The organism is Pandoraea faecigallinarum, assembly GCF_001029105.3.
Lineage (GTDB): Bacteria > Pseudomonadota > Gammaproteobacteria > Burkholderiales > Burkholderiaceae > Pandoraea > Pandoraea faecigallinarum.
In genome coordinates this window covers 14,972-30,047 of the sequence record NZ_CP011807.3, presented here as the reverse complement: position 1 = coordinate 30,047, position 15,076 = coordinate 14,972, and the positions used below count along the sequence as shown (strand labels likewise).

17 protein-coding genes are annotated in these 15,076 nt (G+C 61.5%); 5 read left to right on the top strand and 12 right to left on the bottom strand.

Annotated features, from left to right (window positions below):
* Positions 1 to 73 precede the first annotated feature (73 nt).
* From AB870_RS00135 to AB870_RS00120, 4 genes are read right to left on the bottom strand one after another with little or no spacing between them, the layout of a single operon-like run.
* Complete coding sequence (locus AB870_RS00135; RefSeq protein ID WP_047908601.1) at positions 74 to 841, bottom strand: amino acid ABC transporter ATP-binding protein; 768 nt, start codon at positions 839 to 841, stop codon at positions 74 to 76.
* 52 nt (positions 842 to 893) lie between these two features.
* Positions 894 to 1,586 (bottom strand): amino acid ABC transporter permease, encoded by a 693-nt coding sequence (locus AB870_RS00130; RefSeq protein WP_047906458.1) that lies wholly within the window; start codon positions 1,584 to 1,586, stop codon positions 894 to 896.
* Between the two features lie 2 nt (positions 1,587 to 1,588).
* Positions 1,589 to 2,281 (bottom strand): amino acid ABC transporter permease, encoded by a 693-nt coding sequence (locus tag AB870_RS00125; RefSeq protein ID WP_047906457.1) that lies wholly within the window; start codon positions 2,279 to 2,281, stop codon positions 1,589 to 1,591.
* Positions 2,282 to 2,296: 15 nt separating this feature from the next.
* Entirely contained in the window at positions 2,297 to 3,130 is an 834-nt protein-coding gene (locus AB870_RS00120) for a transporter substrate-binding domain-containing protein (RefSeq protein WP_047906456.1), read from the bottom strand.
* A gap of 218 nt (positions 3,131 to 3,348) precedes the next feature.
* Here AB870_RS00120 and AB870_RS00115 point away from each other — a divergent pair, with 218 nt between their 5' ends.
* Positions 3,349 to 4,227, top strand: a complete 879-nt coding sequence (locus AB870_RS00115; RefSeq protein ID WP_047906455.1) for a LysR substrate-binding domain-containing protein — start codon at positions 3,349 to 3,351, stop codon at positions 4,225 to 4,227.
* 62 nt (positions 4,228 to 4,289) lie between these two features.
* Here AB870_RS00115 and AB870_RS00110 read toward each other — a convergent pair whose 3' ends face one another.
* The 3 genes from AB870_RS00110 to AB870_RS00100 all read right to left on the bottom strand — a co-directional run bounded on the left by AB870_RS00110 (position 4,290) and on the right by AB870_RS00100 (position 6,895).
* Positions 4,290 to 4,862: a DUF1993 domain-containing protein gene (locus AB870_RS00110; RefSeq protein ID WP_047906454.1), complete on the bottom strand. Its 573-nt coding sequence runs from the start codon at positions 4,860 to 4,862 to the stop codon at positions 4,290 to 4,292.
* A 133-nt stretch (positions 4,863 to 4,995) separates the two neighbouring features.
* A complete protein-coding gene (locus AB870_RS00105; RefSeq protein ID WP_047906453.1) occupies positions 4,996 to 5,856 on the bottom strand; it encodes a class I SAM-dependent methyltransferase in 861 nt (286 codons plus the stop codon).
* A 154-nt stretch (positions 5,857 to 6,010) separates the two neighbouring features.
* The gene (locus AB870_RS00100) at positions 6,011 to 6,895 is read right to left on the bottom strand and encodes a nickel/cobalt efflux transporter (RefSeq protein WP_047906452.1); all 885 of its coding nucleotides are present in this window, start codon (positions 6,893 to 6,895) and stop codon (positions 6,011 to 6,013) included.
* Positions 6,896 to 7,004: 109 nt separating this feature from the next.
* Here AB870_RS00100 and AB870_RS00095 point away from each other — a divergent pair, with 109 nt between their 5' ends.
* Together AB870_RS00095 and AB870_RS00090 are read left to right on the top strand one after the other, a co-directional pair.
* Positions 7,005 to 7,274: a metal/formaldehyde-sensitive transcriptional repressor gene (locus AB870_RS00095; RefSeq protein WP_047906451.1), complete on the top strand. Its 270-nt coding sequence runs from the start codon at positions 7,005 to 7,007 to the stop codon at positions 7,272 to 7,274.
* On the top strand, positions 7,271 to 7,927 hold the full coding sequence (locus AB870_RS00090) for an ABC transporter ATP-binding protein (protein ID WP_335645725.1): 657 nt from the start codon (positions 7,271 to 7,273) through the stop codon (positions 7,925 to 7,927). Before AB870_RS00095 ends, AB870_RS00090 begins: the two co-directional genes overlap by 4 nt.
* A 50-nt stretch (positions 7,928 to 7,977) precedes the next feature.
* Here the strand turns inward: AB870_RS00090 and AB870_RS00085 are convergent, their stop codons facing one another.
* From AB870_RS00085 to AB870_RS00070, 4 genes are all read right to left on the bottom strand, one after another.
* Positions 7,978 to 8,442 (bottom strand): hypothetical protein, encoded by a 465-nt coding sequence (locus AB870_RS00085; RefSeq protein WP_047906450.1) that lies wholly within the window; start codon positions 8,440 to 8,442, stop codon positions 7,978 to 7,980.
* A gap of 350 nt (positions 8,443 to 8,792) precedes the next feature.
* Positions 8,793 to 9,260 (bottom strand): hypothetical protein, encoded by a 468-nt coding sequence (locus tag AB870_RS00080; protein WP_047906449.1) that lies wholly within the window; start codon positions 9,258 to 9,260, stop codon positions 8,793 to 8,795.
* Between the two features lie 296 nt (positions 9,261 to 9,556).
* Positions 9,557 to 10,000 carry a hypothetical protein gene (locus AB870_RS26715; protein WP_047906448.1) on the bottom strand — a complete coding sequence of 148 codons (444 nt, stop codon included), beginning with the start codon at positions 9,998 to 10,000 and terminating at the stop codon, positions 9,557 to 9,559.
* Positions 9,990 to 10,520 carry a hypothetical protein gene (locus AB870_RS00070; protein ID WP_047906447.1) on the bottom strand — a complete coding sequence of 177 codons (531 nt, stop codon included), beginning with the start codon at positions 10,518 to 10,520 and terminating at the stop codon, positions 9,990 to 9,992. Before AB870_RS00070 ends, AB870_RS26715 begins: the two co-directional genes overlap by 11 nt.
* A 222-nt stretch (positions 10,521 to 10,742) precedes the next feature.
* Between AB870_RS00070 and AB870_RS00065 the strand changes: the two genes are divergently transcribed.
* Positions 10,743 to 11,174: a low affinity iron permease family protein gene (locus tag AB870_RS00065; RefSeq protein WP_047906446.1), complete on the top strand. Its 432-nt coding sequence runs from the start codon at positions 10,743 to 10,745 to the stop codon at positions 11,172 to 11,174.
* Between the two features lie 177 nt (positions 11,175 to 11,351).
* Here AB870_RS00065 and AB870_RS00060 read toward each other — a convergent pair whose 3' ends face one another.
* Entirely contained in the window at positions 11,352 to 12,575 is a 1,224-nt protein-coding gene (locus AB870_RS00060; protein ID WP_047906445.1) for a hypothetical protein, read from the bottom strand.
* Between the two features lie 495 nt (positions 12,576 to 13,070).
* Here AB870_RS00060 and AB870_RS00055 point away from each other — a divergent pair, with 495 nt between their 5' ends.
* The gene (locus tag AB870_RS00055) at positions 13,071 to 14,957 is read left to right on the top strand and encodes a methyl-accepting chemotaxis protein (protein ID WP_047906443.1); all 1,887 of its coding nucleotides are present in this window, start codon (positions 13,071 to 13,073) and stop codon (positions 14,955 to 14,957) included.
* The last annotated feature ends 119 nt before the right edge of the window (positions 14,958 to 15,076 follow it).

Below are 15,076 nucleotides of genomic sequence, written 5' to 3'. Positions count from 1 at the left end.
AGATGCCGGGTGAGGCACTGTCGTGTATCGGTAGGGGCTCGCTAACGCTAACGGGGACCGGCGCCGGATACGCTCATGCGGGCATCGCTTCGCGCGGCACGCCGATCACGGGTGATGGGCGCAATACGTCCTGCAGGAAGCGCTGGGCGCGCGCATGTTTCGGCCGGCTGAAGAATTCGGACGGCGGCGCGTCTTCGAGCAACTGCCCCTGATCCATGAACCACACCCGGCTCGACACGTCACGGGCAAATCCCATCTCGTGCGTGACGATCATCATGGTGAGCCCATCGTCGGCCAGCGAGCGCATGACTTGCAGCACTTCCTGCACCATCTCGGGGTCGAGTGCGCTCGTCGGCTCGTCGAACAACATGAGCGGCGGCTTCATCGCGAGGGCCCGTGCAATCGCCACGCGCTGTTGCTGGCCCCCCGAGAGGTTCGCGGGCATGGCGTCGATCTTGTGCGCGAGGCCGACCTTCGCGAGCAGCGACTCCGCCTGCGCGAGCGCTTCGTCGCGCGACATGCCGAGCACCTTCGTCGGCCCGAGCATCAGGTTCTGGCGCACCGACAGGTTCTGAAACAGATTGAAGCTCTGGAAGACGAATCCGATGCGCGCGCGCAACTGATTGAGTTTTACGTCGCGCGCATTGACGTCCTTGCCTTCGAAGCGGATGCATCCCTTCTGAATGGCTTCGAGGCGCGTGACGGTGCGGATCAGCGTCGACTTTCCCGAACCCGACGGGCCGCACACAACGACGACTTCGCCGCGCCCGATGGTGGCGTCGATGCCCTTGAGGACATGGTGTTCGCCATAGAACTTATCGACTTTCTCGAATGCGAGCATGCTCATGATCGCGTTCTCCTTCTTGAACCCTGCGGTTGTGTCGTCCATGCCGTCACGCCATACCGGCGCGCTGGCGGGCGATGCGACGCTCCAGCCAGCCGGCGAAGCGCGAAATGGCGAAACACAACACGAAATAGAAAGCTGCGAGGACGAGGAACGTTTGCAGCGGTTTGGTCAGTGTGATCGTGTTGACCTGCGCGGCCGAATACGTCAGTTCCGGCACGCCGATCACATAGGCGAGCGACGTCGCCTTGATGATCGACACGAACTGATTGACGATGGACGGCAGCATGTTCGCCAGCGCCTGCGGCAGCTGCACGTAACGCATGCTTTGCAGCCACGACAGGCCGTTCGAGCGTGCCGCTTCCATTTGGCCGCGCGGCAAGCCTTCGAGGCCCGCTCGTACGATCTGCAACAGGAATGCGCTTTCGTAGACGATGATCGCGCACACCGCCGTCGTGAACGCCGATACCTCGGCACCGACGAGCAGGGGCACGGCGAAGTACGCCCAGAAAATGATCATCAGCAGCGGAACGCCGCGCACGAGCCGTGTCCAGATACCGGCAATACGCCGCATCCAGCGCCACGGCGAGACCTGCGCAAGACCGATCAGGACCGAGATCGGAAACGAAATCAACAGGCCGAGCGCCGACAGAATCAGCGTGATGGCCGCCCCGCCCAGCGGACCGTTAGGCCAGCTGCCGACGACAAACAGCGCGAGATAGTCGTGAAGAATCTCGTACATCGTCAGACTCCCGAGGGCGCCGTGCGGCGTTTGGCGAAGTGCTCGGAGAGCGCCATCAGGGACAGCGTGCCGATCAGGTAGAGGATCGTCGCCACGAGAAACACGTCGAAGGTGCGAAACGTCAGGTTATCGATCTGACGCGTGCGATACAGCAGCTCGTGCACGCCGATCGCCATCGCCAGCGAACTGTTCTTGAAGAGCAGCAGCGACTGGTTGAGCAGCGCGGGCAACGCCACACGAATGCCCTGAGGCAGAATGACGTAGCGCAACGACTGCAAGTACGTGAGGCCGATGGACCATGCGGCTTCCTGCTGCGTGTGCGGAATCGCGCGCAGGCCGGAGCGCAGGTCTTCCGAGATGAAGGCCCCGGCATTGAGCGCCAGCGCCACCGTCGCGAAGAAGAACTCCGTGTTGCCGGCGTTGATCCAGTCACGCGCGCCTTCCGGCAGCAGTTGCGGCACACCGAAGTACCACACGAGGATCTGCACCAGCACCGGCACGTTGCGGTGATACTCCACCACCACGATCACGAAGCCCTTGAAGAGCTTCACCGGCAAGGCGCGCAACGTGGTGAGCAGCACACCCACCACGATCGCCAGCAGACCGGAGACCGCGAACAGCCGCAACGTTGTCAGTACGCCGTCGCGAAACAGCTTCAGGTAACCGTCTTCGAGCAGAAACGAGAGATCGAACATTGCGCGACGTCTCGCTCACTGCACCTTGATCGGCTCGACCTTGTAGTCGCGCGTGAACTTGTAGACCGACTTGCTGCCGAGCCACTTCTCGAAGCTCTCCTGCAAGCCGTTCGACTTGTCGTAGTCAACCAGAATCCTGTTCACGGCATCGCGCAGCGCCGGTTCGCCCTTGTTCATCACCACTCCCCAACGTTCTTCGAATACCGGCCTGGTGAGCAGACGGTACTGCTGTCCCCCCTTGGCCGCGGCTTCGTTGGCGAAGCGCGCAAGGATCAGTTGCCCTGCCACGAGCCCCTCGACCTTGCCTTGTTGCAGCGCCAGAAATGCCGACGAGATGTCATGGAAGGTGAGCAGGTTCGAATCGGGCAGACGGGTCACCGACACGGCCGCCGAGCTGGAGCCCTCGGACGCCGCGATCTTCTTGCCGGAGAGCTGTTCGAGCGTTTGCACCGGCGAGTCGGCGCGCACCAGCACGCGAATCGGTGCGACGAAGTACTGGTCGCTGAAATCGACCTGCGCGGCGCGCGCCGGCATCCAGGCGACGGCGGCCGCGAGGACATCGACGCGACGCGTCTTGAGTTCGGGAATGCGGGCATCGGTCGACAGCGCCCGGTGTTCGAGCTTCACGCCGAGCCCCTTGGCCAGGGCGTTGCACACATCGACGTCGAAGCCGACGATCTTGCGCGTGGCGGCGTCGGGGAACGCATACGGTTCGCTGGCGTTTTGCGTGCCGCAAACGAGCGTGCCGCGCGCCTTGATGTCGGCCAGTTGATCCGCGTGCGCCGCGCTCATCTGGCCCGTCATGGCGAGCGTCGCGAACAGGGCGGCGGCGAGGTGTCGTTGCCACATGATGCTGAGTCTCCTTGGGTTCGACCGAAGGGTGCATCGATTTGCGGGAAAGCTAATGACGCAAATCGATTAGCGGGGGACCAGTCAACGCTGGCTTCCACCCCCAGTCACATAAATATTGCTTGAGTGTCAGGCAGGTTATCGACCAAAATCCTCCAGAACAATTTAATTTTTATCTGAGAAACATTAACGTCTCTGAAGTATTGACGTCGACGACCATGCGGAATCTCGATATCGATCTACTGCGGACCTTCGTGGCGATTGCACAGCATGAGACCTTCGCGGCCGCCGCCACGCGCGTGGGTCGCACGCAGTCCGCCATCACGCAGCAGATGCAACGGCTCGAACAGGAAATGGGTTGCCCGCTGTTCGAAAAGCAGGGGCGGCAAAAGACAATGACGGCCGATGGCGTGCGTCTCGTCGCGTACGCAAACAAGATCCTCGCGCTCAACGATCAGGCGGTACAGGTCATGCAAACGCGCGGGCCGGCGGAGAAGTTGCGCATCGGCTCACCGCACGACGTGGCGGAGTCGATCCTGCCGAGCATGTTGCGACGGTTGTCGAAACTGTCGGCGGAATTGCAACTGGAGATCATCGTGGGGCGCAGCCCGCACCTGATGGACGCCCTGCGCGAGAACGAACTCGATCTCGCCATCTCGACGCGTTACGACGAGGGCTTTCCCGGCATCAAGCTGCGCACCTCGCCCATGGTGTGGATCTGTGCGGACGATTTCATTTTCAACGCGGCAGCGCCCGTGCCCCTCGTGATGGCCGACGAACTGAGCCTGTTCCGTCGCCTGTCCATCGAGCGGCTCAACGCCGCGGGCATCGCGTGGCGCACGAGTTTCATCTCGCCCACGCTCACCGGCATCAAGGCGGCCATCAGCGCGGGCCTGGGTGTCACGGCCCGCACGACCGAATTGCTCGACGCGAACATGCGCGTGCTGTCCGAAGCGGACGGCCTGCCCCGGCTGCCCGATGTGGCGTTCTATCTCTACGTTCAGCCCACATGCACGAGTCAGGTGTTGCGCGAGTTGTTCGAATCGACGGAACACATCGCCACGCGTTTCGGGCCGCCGTTTCTCATGGGCGAGTGAAGCGATAGCCACGCAAGGCGCCGCGCCCGCGGCAAGCCGGACAAGCGCATGTCGAGGCCCGTTCAGCCCTTGGGCGCCGTGCCCGGACGCAGATAAGCGAGGGCATGCGCGACGTATTCGCCCTTGCCAAGCTCGACACCGTACTGACGCAGGATGCTGTACGCCGTGTTGGTGTGGAAATAGAACTGCGCCAATGCCCAGTCGCGCGCATATTGCTCGCCAGTCATGTCGAAGATCAAACCGTTGGGCAGCTCCAGGGCGATGTCGATGTATTCGCCGGCGTCGAGCGCGTTGCCGGGAAGCCCTTCGAGAAAGGAGATGGCCGTGGCCAGGCATGCCTTCGCTTCGGCAAACGTCCCGGGACGCTGAGCGCTGTTCCACCCCTCACGCTGGATGGCACTGACGCTGGGCGGAATCGCTTCGCCGCGCAGGCGGAACACCGGCTCCATCGACAGATAACTCGCGAAGCGCGCTTGCGCGGCCAGCGGATACATGTCGGGCGCAAGACGCAGCGTCATCAGCGCGTCGGCCTCTTTGCCCTGCGTCTTGGCGTAGGCGGCGGCCTTGTCGAGCCACGCCGACTGGCCGCGCAGCATCTGTATGAAAGTGGGGATGAGAAGTTCGGTCAGCGTCATGCGGTCCCTCCGGCGGATTTTTCTGGATAGGCGCGGCAAACCGCGCCGCCGGGGCAGCTTATCGTGGTACGCCGCATTTCGCAGGACAGGACGCGCGAGGCCCGTGACAGCGGGCATGCCACCGCGCGACGTCTCAGGTCGTGGCGATCAACAGTTCTTCGGCATTGGCGGGCGGGTGCAGGCCGTCGGTGCGGTTCGCGAAATACTGCTGCGTCAACGCCGCTGCCGAAACGTGCCGGGCCTTCGAAAAACCTTGCTCCCTGGCGAAGTCCATCATCTCCTGCGGCGTGAAGAAGCTGATGAACGGTGTGCCGCTCGCCTGTGCGCCTTTCGCGGCCATCTCCAGCCCGGGGCGCACGTCGGCATCCGCCATCTCCAGTGGGAGGAGGAACGTCATCGCGAAGGTCGAGCCCGGTGCGAGCGACGCCACTTCGCGCAGCGCGGCGGCGTTGGCCTCACGCGTCAGATACATGCTCACGCCGGTGGAGACGATCACCGCAGGCTGCTGCGCATCGAAGCCGCTCGCCAGCAACGCGTGACGCCACGATTGCCCGGCTTCGAAATCCACGGGGACGAAGTGCAGCCAGTCCTGAACGCCATACCCCAATGCGACGAGGCGATCGTGCTTCCAGCGCTGCGGACCGGGCTGATCGACCTCGAAGATCGTGAGCGATCCGGCGAGTTCCGGATGGCGCTGCGCGAAACTGTCGAGTCCCGCACCCAGAATCACATACTGACGCACGCCGTTGCGCATTTGCGCGATGACGAGATCTTCGATGTAACGGGCCCGCGCAACGATGGACGCCCGGAACGGTCGCGTGAATTCCGGATGCATGTCGCCGCGTTCGCGCCAGTCGTCCGGCGGATCGAGCAATCGCAATCCGACGTTATCGACGAATACGTGCGGCTCGGCGTCGGCTTCAAGATGCAGCGCTCGCCACAGTGCCACGCGCGCTGCCGTGCTTTCGGGTGCAATGTCGCTCGGATGGGTCATGAAGTGCCTCGCGAATCGAGACGGAAGATGCCGTCGGATCCGCAATTTTCACATGAGGCTCGTGCGTTCGTATCTTTGCGTCGTCCGGCGTCGAATCAATTGCTTGCGACGTGCGATAGCGTTCCGCCATGAAATCGATGCGCGCGCGAGTCCCTCAGACGGGTGAAATGTGTGAAAGGCCCTGATACAGCACATACAGGCCGACCAGCACGATCAGCGCGCCGGAGAAGTACGGCGCCGTACGCGCGAACTCTCCGAACCCGCGCCACCGACGCGACACGTGCCGCACACTGAGCGCCGCCAACGTGCCGGACGCCACCATTGTCGCGGCCAGCCCGATGCTGAAGCACAGCACCAGCCCCGCGCCCAGCGCGAAACGCTTCAATTGCAGGCACAGCAACAACACGGTGATCGACGCGGGACATGGCACCAGTCCGCCGGTCAGACCGAACACGACGATCTGGCCAGTGGTGACATTGCGTCCGGAAAAGCGCTTTTCGATGTCTCGGGCGTGGGCGCGTTCGTGAGCGTCCCGATACTCGCCCGGCGAGACGGCCATTTGCAAGGAGGCACGCGAGAATGCCCTTGCCGACGGGGCGTGAGCGTGAGGAGCGTGAGGATCGTGGTGGTCGTGGTGGTCGTGGTGGGCGTGGTGGGCGTGGTGGGCGTGGTGGGCGTGGTGGGCGTGGTGGGCGTGGGCGTTGTCACGCCACGTGCGCCACAGCATCCATCCGGCAACGGCGAGGATCAGTACGCCCGACGCGATCTGAAAGTACGACTCGGTCGCCTGCGCATTCCAGTGGCGTCCGAAGTACAACCCGGCCATCGCCACGAGCCAGACCACTGCCGTGTGCGAGACCGTCGCCGACAACCCGAGCCACACCGCCTGCGCAACGGTGCCGCGTATCGCGACAATGAAGGCCGCCATCATCGTCTTCGAATGTCCCGGCTCAAGGCCGTGCAGCGCGCCGAGCAGAATCGCGCTCGGAATGAACAGCCAGGCGTTGCCCTGCTGCAGGAGGGTGGAGAAGTCGGTCATGGCACATCGCTCGATGGAAAAACGTCGTCCGCGCAATATACTCCACCCCAGTATATTCGTGTTAGCATTTTTCGCATCTAATTCGTGACAGACAGGAGTGCGGCGAACCGTGCACACGATCCGGGACAAGAACAAATTGCTGGCACGCGTGCGTCGCATTCAGGGGCAGGCGCAGGCGCTGGAGCGCCAGTTGAGCGAGGAGGGCGACTGCGTCGAGATCCTTCAGCAGATCGCGGCCATTCGTGGCGCGATCAATGGCCTGATGGGCGCGGTCATCGAGGGCCATCTCGTCGATCATGTCATCAACGAGGCGGATCAGGCTCAACGCGAGGCCGAACTGGCGCCCCTGCTTCACGTCATCAAGGCTTATCTCAAATGAACGACGTCATGCATCGGGAAGCGCTGCTCCGCTTCGAAGGACTCACACGTCGTTTCGACGATTTCATCCTTTTCGAGAACCTCGGCCTGCGCGCCGGCGCCGGTTGCTTTGCGTTGCGCGACGAAGGCGGCGGCGGCAAGACCACGCTGCTCGGCATGCTGGCGGGCACGATCGATGCCGGTGACGGCAAGGTGTGGATCGACGGTCATTCGTTGCGCAGCGCCCCCGAGGCGGCGAAAGCCGCGCTGGCGGTCGTGCCTTTCGATTGCCTGACGGAGCCGTCGCAAACGGGGCTGGGCTTCCTTGAGCAGCGCGCGGCGCAACGCGGCACCACCCTCGGCGCCGACGTGCTGGATCTGGCAGAGCGCTTCAGTCTGATGCCGCACCTGGAAAAGCGCTTCGACCAGATGTCGACGGGCACGCGACGCAAGTTCTATCTGACGGCCACGCTGTTTGGCTCGCCTCGCGTGATCCTCGCCGACGAACCGAGCGGCGGCCTCGACGGACCGTCGCGCGCCGTGCTCATCGACCTTTTCATCACGCTCGGCAAAGACCGCTGCGTCTTCTTCTCGACGCACGACGACGAACTGGCCGAGGGCTGCCGGGCGACGGCCCTCGGCTTTGCCGATCTGACGGGATCCCGCGCAGACTGACGTTGATCCGCGCTCAGATATGGCCGATCTGGCTCAGAAATCCAGGCGGATCAGTGGCTTGCCATTCCGTTAAGCGCATCTCGTACCGCAATCCGATCCTTTTCCGCGAAGTTTTCCAGCCACTCGTCAGTGGCAATGTTCAAGAACCGGTCGTCAACCGGGTCCGAATTCACGAACGCTTTGAATGCACCGAATCGGACCGATGGCGCGAGGCGAGCGATGTTCTTCAATAGTTCGACCGATATGTCGTTCGGAAGACAATCTCGCTTGTATACCAACCGTTCGACCAGCTCATCGTAGCTATTACCATCCTGGGATCCATGCATCGCAGCCCAGTCCGTATAGGCCCATTCGGGCAACGACAACGATGAACAAGCAGTAATCGACGTCGACGCCGGTGCGGATTGCGCCTTGTCGAGATCGGCAGCGATGGGGACATTGGGCTGCTGCGGCGACGACTCGGGTAAGCTGATCGGCTGCAATCCGGTGGTTCCCGCTGGGTTGATGTTGTCCATGACCTTCGACTCCTTGAGTGAATGGAGTCTTCATCTTGGCACTCATATAGCGCCACCCTTTGCGAGACAACCTGCCGTCTTTGCTATTCGGGAATCACGTGGTGCGATCCCACGCAAAGCGAGAGGAAAGCGCTTGGGGACGCACCGCGCGTCATCCTTGCGGGCGAGCCGAGCGACGGCCTCGACGGCTCTTCCCGGGCGGTGCCCCATCGACCTTTTCATTACGCTTTGCAGAGACCACTGCGTTTTCCTCTCAGCGCACGACGACGAATTGGCCGAAAGCTGCCGGGCGACGGCCCTCGGCTTTGCCGATCTGACGGGGACCAGTACCGGCTGACGTCGATCCGCGCTTAGACGTGGATTACCATTCGGTCAAGCGCATCCAGTACCTCGATCCGGTCCTTTTCCGCGAAGTTTTTCAGCCACTCGTCAGTGCCAATAGCGAGGAACCGGTCGTCGATCGGGCGCGAATTCGTGAGCGCGTTGAATGCGCCGAATCGGACGGATGATTCGAGGCGATGGATGTTCTTCAATAGTTCAACCGATATGTCGTTCGGGTCGCAGTTTCGCTCATCCGCCAACTTTCCGACCAGGTGACGGTAGGTTCTACCATCCTGGGATTCGTGCATGGCAGCCCAGGTCGAATAAGCCCAGTCGGGCAACGGCGACGATGAATAAGCGGTAATCGACGTCGACGCCGGTGCGGATCGCGCCTTGTCGAGATCGGTAGCGATGGGGGCATTGGACTGCTGCGGCGACGACTCTGGTAAGCTGATCGGCTGCAATCCGGTGGTTCCCGCCGGGTTGATGTTGTCCATGACCTTCGACTCCTTGAGTGAATGGAGCCTTCATCTTGGCACTCATATAGCGCCACCCTTTGCGAGACAACCTGCCGTCTTTGCTATTCGGGAATCACGTGGCGCGATCCCACGCAAAGCGAGAGGAAAGCGCTTGGGGGCGCACCGCGCGTCTTCCTTGCGGGCGAGCCGAGCGACGACGCTTGACTTTTCCGCGCTCTCAAACGTTTTTTATCATTAACGTTAGCTGAACGCCTGACAGGTAAGCGATGCAAGAGGTTTGCTGAATGAAACGCCAGCGCCCCTCTTGCTCTTACTCACTTCCTAAACATTTCAAGCTGCCCAAACTTCTCGCGGACGTACCACAACGGCGGCTTGCGGTGAGGGATAATACGTGAGCAATAGTTGTTAACGCCACTGTAAATACTACGAGATACGGTTCCTTTTAAATATGGCTTGACTTGCTCATTTCCGACCAACCTGTTAAACCATTCTTCACACCCAGGATTGACAGGGTTAAATACCCATTCGACCGTCAGCCTGGCGACCCTCTTCCTCCCGCTCTCACCCAGCGACATGAACGAAGCTGGCATGATCATGTCGTGACCCCTCGCCACGCCATCACGAATCGACTGCCACATCTCCTGTTTCGCGTTTTCGACCCGCGCCTCACTATCCTCACCCGTTACCGGCTTCGATGCGGGATTCGCAGGTGGCACCGGACCTGTCGCCACGCTCTGGCTCGCATTTTCACGAAACATGTCGTAGTAATAAATGCCCCCCGAGAACACTCAACAATTTGGCGGCTTTGACCTCATTTTTGATTTCCTCGGAAACCGTGTCTTTTAGATACTCTTTGATCGTTGCATTATTCGTCAGGCAATCGAACCACTTTTCCGTACTACTATTGACCGGAGAAAATACCCAGTCGACGGTGAGCTTGGTTACCCGCTTGCGCCCTGCCTCATTTAGCTCAATAAACGAGTGCGGCATGATCATGGTGTGTTCTGCGGCCACGCCGTCACGAACCACTTCCCACATCTGTTGCTTCGCATTTTCAACCTTCGCCTCGCTATCCACTCGACCTACCGCACATGTCGCGATATTGGCGTGTGAATAGACATGCGTAGACTCTGCCGCAGGCAACGACGAACCGGCAGTCGCCTGAGCGGCGACATTGAGGTCGCGACTCAGCAACACGGTATCGTTCCGTCTCACTTCCTCCGGAACGACATTCGTTAGGGCGGACGTCACCACGTTCGCGTTTGAAATCGGATGCATGTTCCCACTCCTTCAGATTCCGTTGATCGGAATTCCAGATTGGCACCGATAACGCGGCGCACTTGCGCTTTTTGACTTGCAGCTTTGGTACCGTGAATCAGCGAGAGGGAACTTGGGGCGTTCATAGCACAGCCGCATGGGGAATAGCCTCGATGGGTGGCGAACCTCCTCTGGCAACGCCTGTGCCATCATCCGTCTATCGTTTCAAAACGGGAGACGGTCATGAACGGCAAATGGTTTTCGAAGTTCTCGAGCTACCTTTCCACGCTGACCGGACGACCGGTGTCGTTCGTGCTGGCGGTCGCGCTGGTGCTGATATGGGCGGCCACCGGGCCGCTGTTCGGTTATAGCGACACGTGGCAACTGGTCATCAACACCTCGACCACCATCGTCACTTTCCTGATGGTCTTCCTCATCCAGAACACGCAGAATCGCGACACGGCGGCCATGCACATCAAGCTCGACGAGTTGATCCGCGCCATGGAAGGGGCGCACAACGCGTTGCTTGATCTGGAAGAACTCGACGAGAAGGAGTTGGCGCGCTTTCGCAAACGCTACGAAGCGCTGGCCGACGCGGCGCGTCTGGCGTTGCGGCAGGGCAATCCCGATACCGACTCGCCACTCGTCGACGGCACGAATGACGAGCGACGGTGAAGACAACGGGAAGGCGAAAAGCGCGGCGCGAAAGCACGTCAGTTTCACCTGGCCATCGAGGTGTCTCGTTAGCGGCGTATCGAATCGATGGGCCGGCGCGACCGCTGTACCCGGCGAGTTACGCCACGACCTCGAAATCGATACATTGGCGTGCCGCCGGGCGATGTGCAGTCTTCCTCACCCAGCCAACATGCCGCGTTTCAGAATGGCTTCCCTGACGCTTTCCAACCTGCCTGATCGCGCGACCTCGTCATACTTGCGTTGAGAAACGGTATGCTCCAGATATTCCCGAATGAATTCTTTCTCGACAAGCGCGAAGAACCAGAATTCCGTTTCATCATTCACCGGACTTAACGTCCAGTTGACAGATAATCTGGCGACCTCTTTCTTTCCTTCTTCGGTCAGGCTCATGAATGACGCAGGCCCGATTGGATTTTTCCGGTCGGCAACGGATTTCCGAACCGCGTTACATACCTCATTTTTCGCACTTTTAATCTCTGCCTGGGGGTCCGCTTCCCGCATGTCGTAGGCAATGATACGTTCCTTGACGTTTTTCAGACTCTCCCGTCCGGCCACTCGTTGATAAGTTCCATGAGGCACCGTCCTTGTCAAATACGGTCGCATCATTTCGATTTCGACGACTGGATCGAACCACTTTCCCGTTTCGTCGTTCACCGGGCTGAATATCCAATCCACCGTTAGCTTTGCTACTTTTCGTCTGTCCTCTTCGGTCAGCTGCAAGAACGACTCCGGCACCGTAATGCTTCTATTTTCATAAACGGCTTCACGAACCTCGCTCCATAGGTCGTTCCTTGCGTTTTCCATCTCCCACGTTTCCGCGCCAAATACCATTTTATATTTATCTATTCGCTGCATGAGATGACGACGTTTATCGAAAAATATTTTGTCATCCTTGAGAAGCACTTGCTCAACCTCATCGCGTTTTACCCGCGATAGCGTTTTTTCAAGATATTTCTTTACGTCTCCATTTGCCGTGAGCCGATTGAAATATCCATCGATTGTCCACGCGTCCTTTTCGAATACCTTATCGACTGCACTTTTGACCACCAGCCGTTTCTCGAACTCGGTCAACCCATGAAAGGATGCAGGCGTTCTCGCGTCGTAATTTTTTTCGTAACCTTTGCACGCCGCCTCCCACAAGTCGCTGGCGGCAGCGGCCACCGCAGCAGAGGCGAACCGGAGGTATCCGGCCGGCGCGGCAGCAAGCCGGCGTCCCGCGGGCGCGGGCGCCATGGAATCGGCGGGGCTGTGCCTGGCGCCCGTCAGGTCATTGCCCATTGGCGTCGCGTTCGGGCGACGACTTTCAGATTCGGTCTGCAAAGGGGCAATCCGTGCGGTGCGCGCCAATGCGCCCGCATCGACATGAAGCCGGTTGATCATGATTCGACTCCTTCAAATTCCGTTGATCGGAGTTCCAGATTGGCACCGATAGCGAGGTGCCCTTTGGCTTTGTGACACACCGCTTTGGTGCCGGGCAGCCCCGTCAAGGCGCTTGTGAAGTTCGTACCGCCACTGGTTGGGAAAGCGCCCCGCTGCGCAATCCCGATACCGATTCGCCATTCGTCGAGGGCGTCATCGGCAACCATGGAAAGGGAGGAGGGAGGAGGGGGGAGGGGCGACGGCGCCCAGTGCGGCAAGTCCGGGTTTCACGAGCCGAAATCGTCGCCGCTCCGCCCCGGAACGGGATGGGGCCATGCGTTGAAGCACAACGCACGGGCATTGATCTGCGCTCATTAAAGTTAGCGCCGCGTTGCGCCGTAAGCGCAGAGAGTGAGGATGCAACGGCGTCCCCGCTTCGCTGCAACGGTGCCCGCAGACCTCCCGCGCAACCGCCCCCCAATCCACGGCCCGCTCAGGGGCCTCTCGACGAAAGCCATGAAAGTCACTTCGTTACGAACCCGGATTTTGCTCATCACCTGCCTGACGGTCGTCGGCGCACTGATCCTCTCAGGCGTGACGACCTACGTGATCGTGCGCGCCAGCATGATGTCGAGCATCGAACACACGCTCTCGGCCGTGGCCAACGGCAACGCCGGTACCGTCGAGCGCTGGTCGGCCGACAAGGCGCAAGCCGTCGTGGCGACGTCGCAGGTCGTGGAGAAGGGCGATCCTGCCGGCCTCGTCAAGCTCATGGGCAAAACCAACGACTTCCCGATCACCAGCGTCGGCTGGTCGGACAAAACCTTCTTCTCCACGGCGCCCACGCCGCCCGACTACGATCCGACCGCGCGCCCCTGGTACAAGAGCGCCGTGGCCGCCGGCAAGCTGACCGTCACCAAGCCTTACGGCGACTCGTCGACGGGCATTCCTTACGTGGCCTTCACTGCGCCGCTCGTGCGCGACGGGCAGACCATCGGCGCTATCAGCGGCGCCGTCGCCCTCACGGGCGTGCAGGACATCATCAAGGCCGTGCACCCCACGCCGTCGAGCCTTGCCCTTGTGGTCGCCAGCGACGGTCAGGTGATCGCTCACCCGGACAGCAAGTACTCGCTCAAGCCGTCTACCGACGTGTCGCCCACGCTCACCGCCGACTCCCTGGCCGCCATGTCCGCCGACGGCGCGGCACCGGTGTCGATGGAACTCTCCGGCGCGCCCAAGCTGCTCAAGGCCCGACGCATTCCGGGCACCGACTGGTATCTGGTCGTGGCGCTCGACCGCGCGGAAGCCACGGCCGGCCTCTCGGACATCCTCACGGCAACCGTCATCGCGCTGGTGGTCCTCACCCTCGCCGCGCTGCTCATCGCCACGGTCTTCACCTCACGCGCGTTCAAGCGTCTGTCGATCGTGCGCGATGCGATGGACACCATCGGCTCCGGTGATGGCGACATGACGCAGCGGCTGGACGTTATCGGTCACGACGAAGTGGCGCAAATCTCGAAGTCGTTCAACGCGTTCGTCGACAAGATCAGCTCCGTCATGCTCGACGTGCGAACCGGCGTGTCGTCGATGACCTCCGCCACCAGTGAGATCGAGATGGGCAACCGCGACCTGTCGCAGCGCACGGAAGCGTCCGCCGGGTCGTTGCAGGAGACGTCGTCGGCCCTCACGGAGCTGACCTCCAGCGTCAAGCAAACGGCGGACACCGCCGAGCATGCGACGCGGCTGGCGAACGACGCCAGCGCGGCGGCGGCGCGCGGCGGTCAGGTCGTCACCGATGCGGTGAGCACGATGGCAGCGATCACGCAATCTTCGGAGCGCATCACGGAGATCATCAGCGTGATCGACGGCATCGCCTTCCAGACGAACATTCTCGCGCTCAACGCGGCCGTGGAAGCGGCGCGCGCGGGCGAACAGGGCCGCGGCTTCGCCGTGGTCGCCGGCGAAGTGCGCACGCTGGCGCAGCGCAGTGCGGCGGCGGCGCAGGAAATCAAGGCGCTGATCGAGACGTCGGTACAGAACGTAAAGAGCGGCACCGAGCGCGTGCAGGCGGCAGGCACGACGATGAACGAGATCGTTGACGGCATCACCCGCGTACAGCGTCTGGTGAGCGAGATTCACGGAGCAATGACCGAACAAAGCGCGGGCATCAGCCAGATCGACAGGTCGGTGTCGGAAATGGATCAGGCGACGCAGCAGAATGCGGCGCTGGTGGAGGAATCGGCCGCCGCCTCGGCGATGCTCAGCGAGCAGGCCCGCATGCTGGCGGAAACGGTGGCACGCTTCCGTCTTCGCGAGGGTCATCCCGCGCACGCTCACGGCTTCGGCGACGTCCACCCGCCCGCCCTGTCGGTGGTAGGGGGCGCCCAGCGGCGCGCGGCCTGAAGGCAAGCGCGTGGTGGCAACACCCGGCGGCACGCAAGGCGTCGCGCGAATGCGGGCGTAAGGAGCGTAGGAGCGTAGGGGCGTAGGAGCGTAGGGGAGTAAGGGGCGCAAGGGACGAA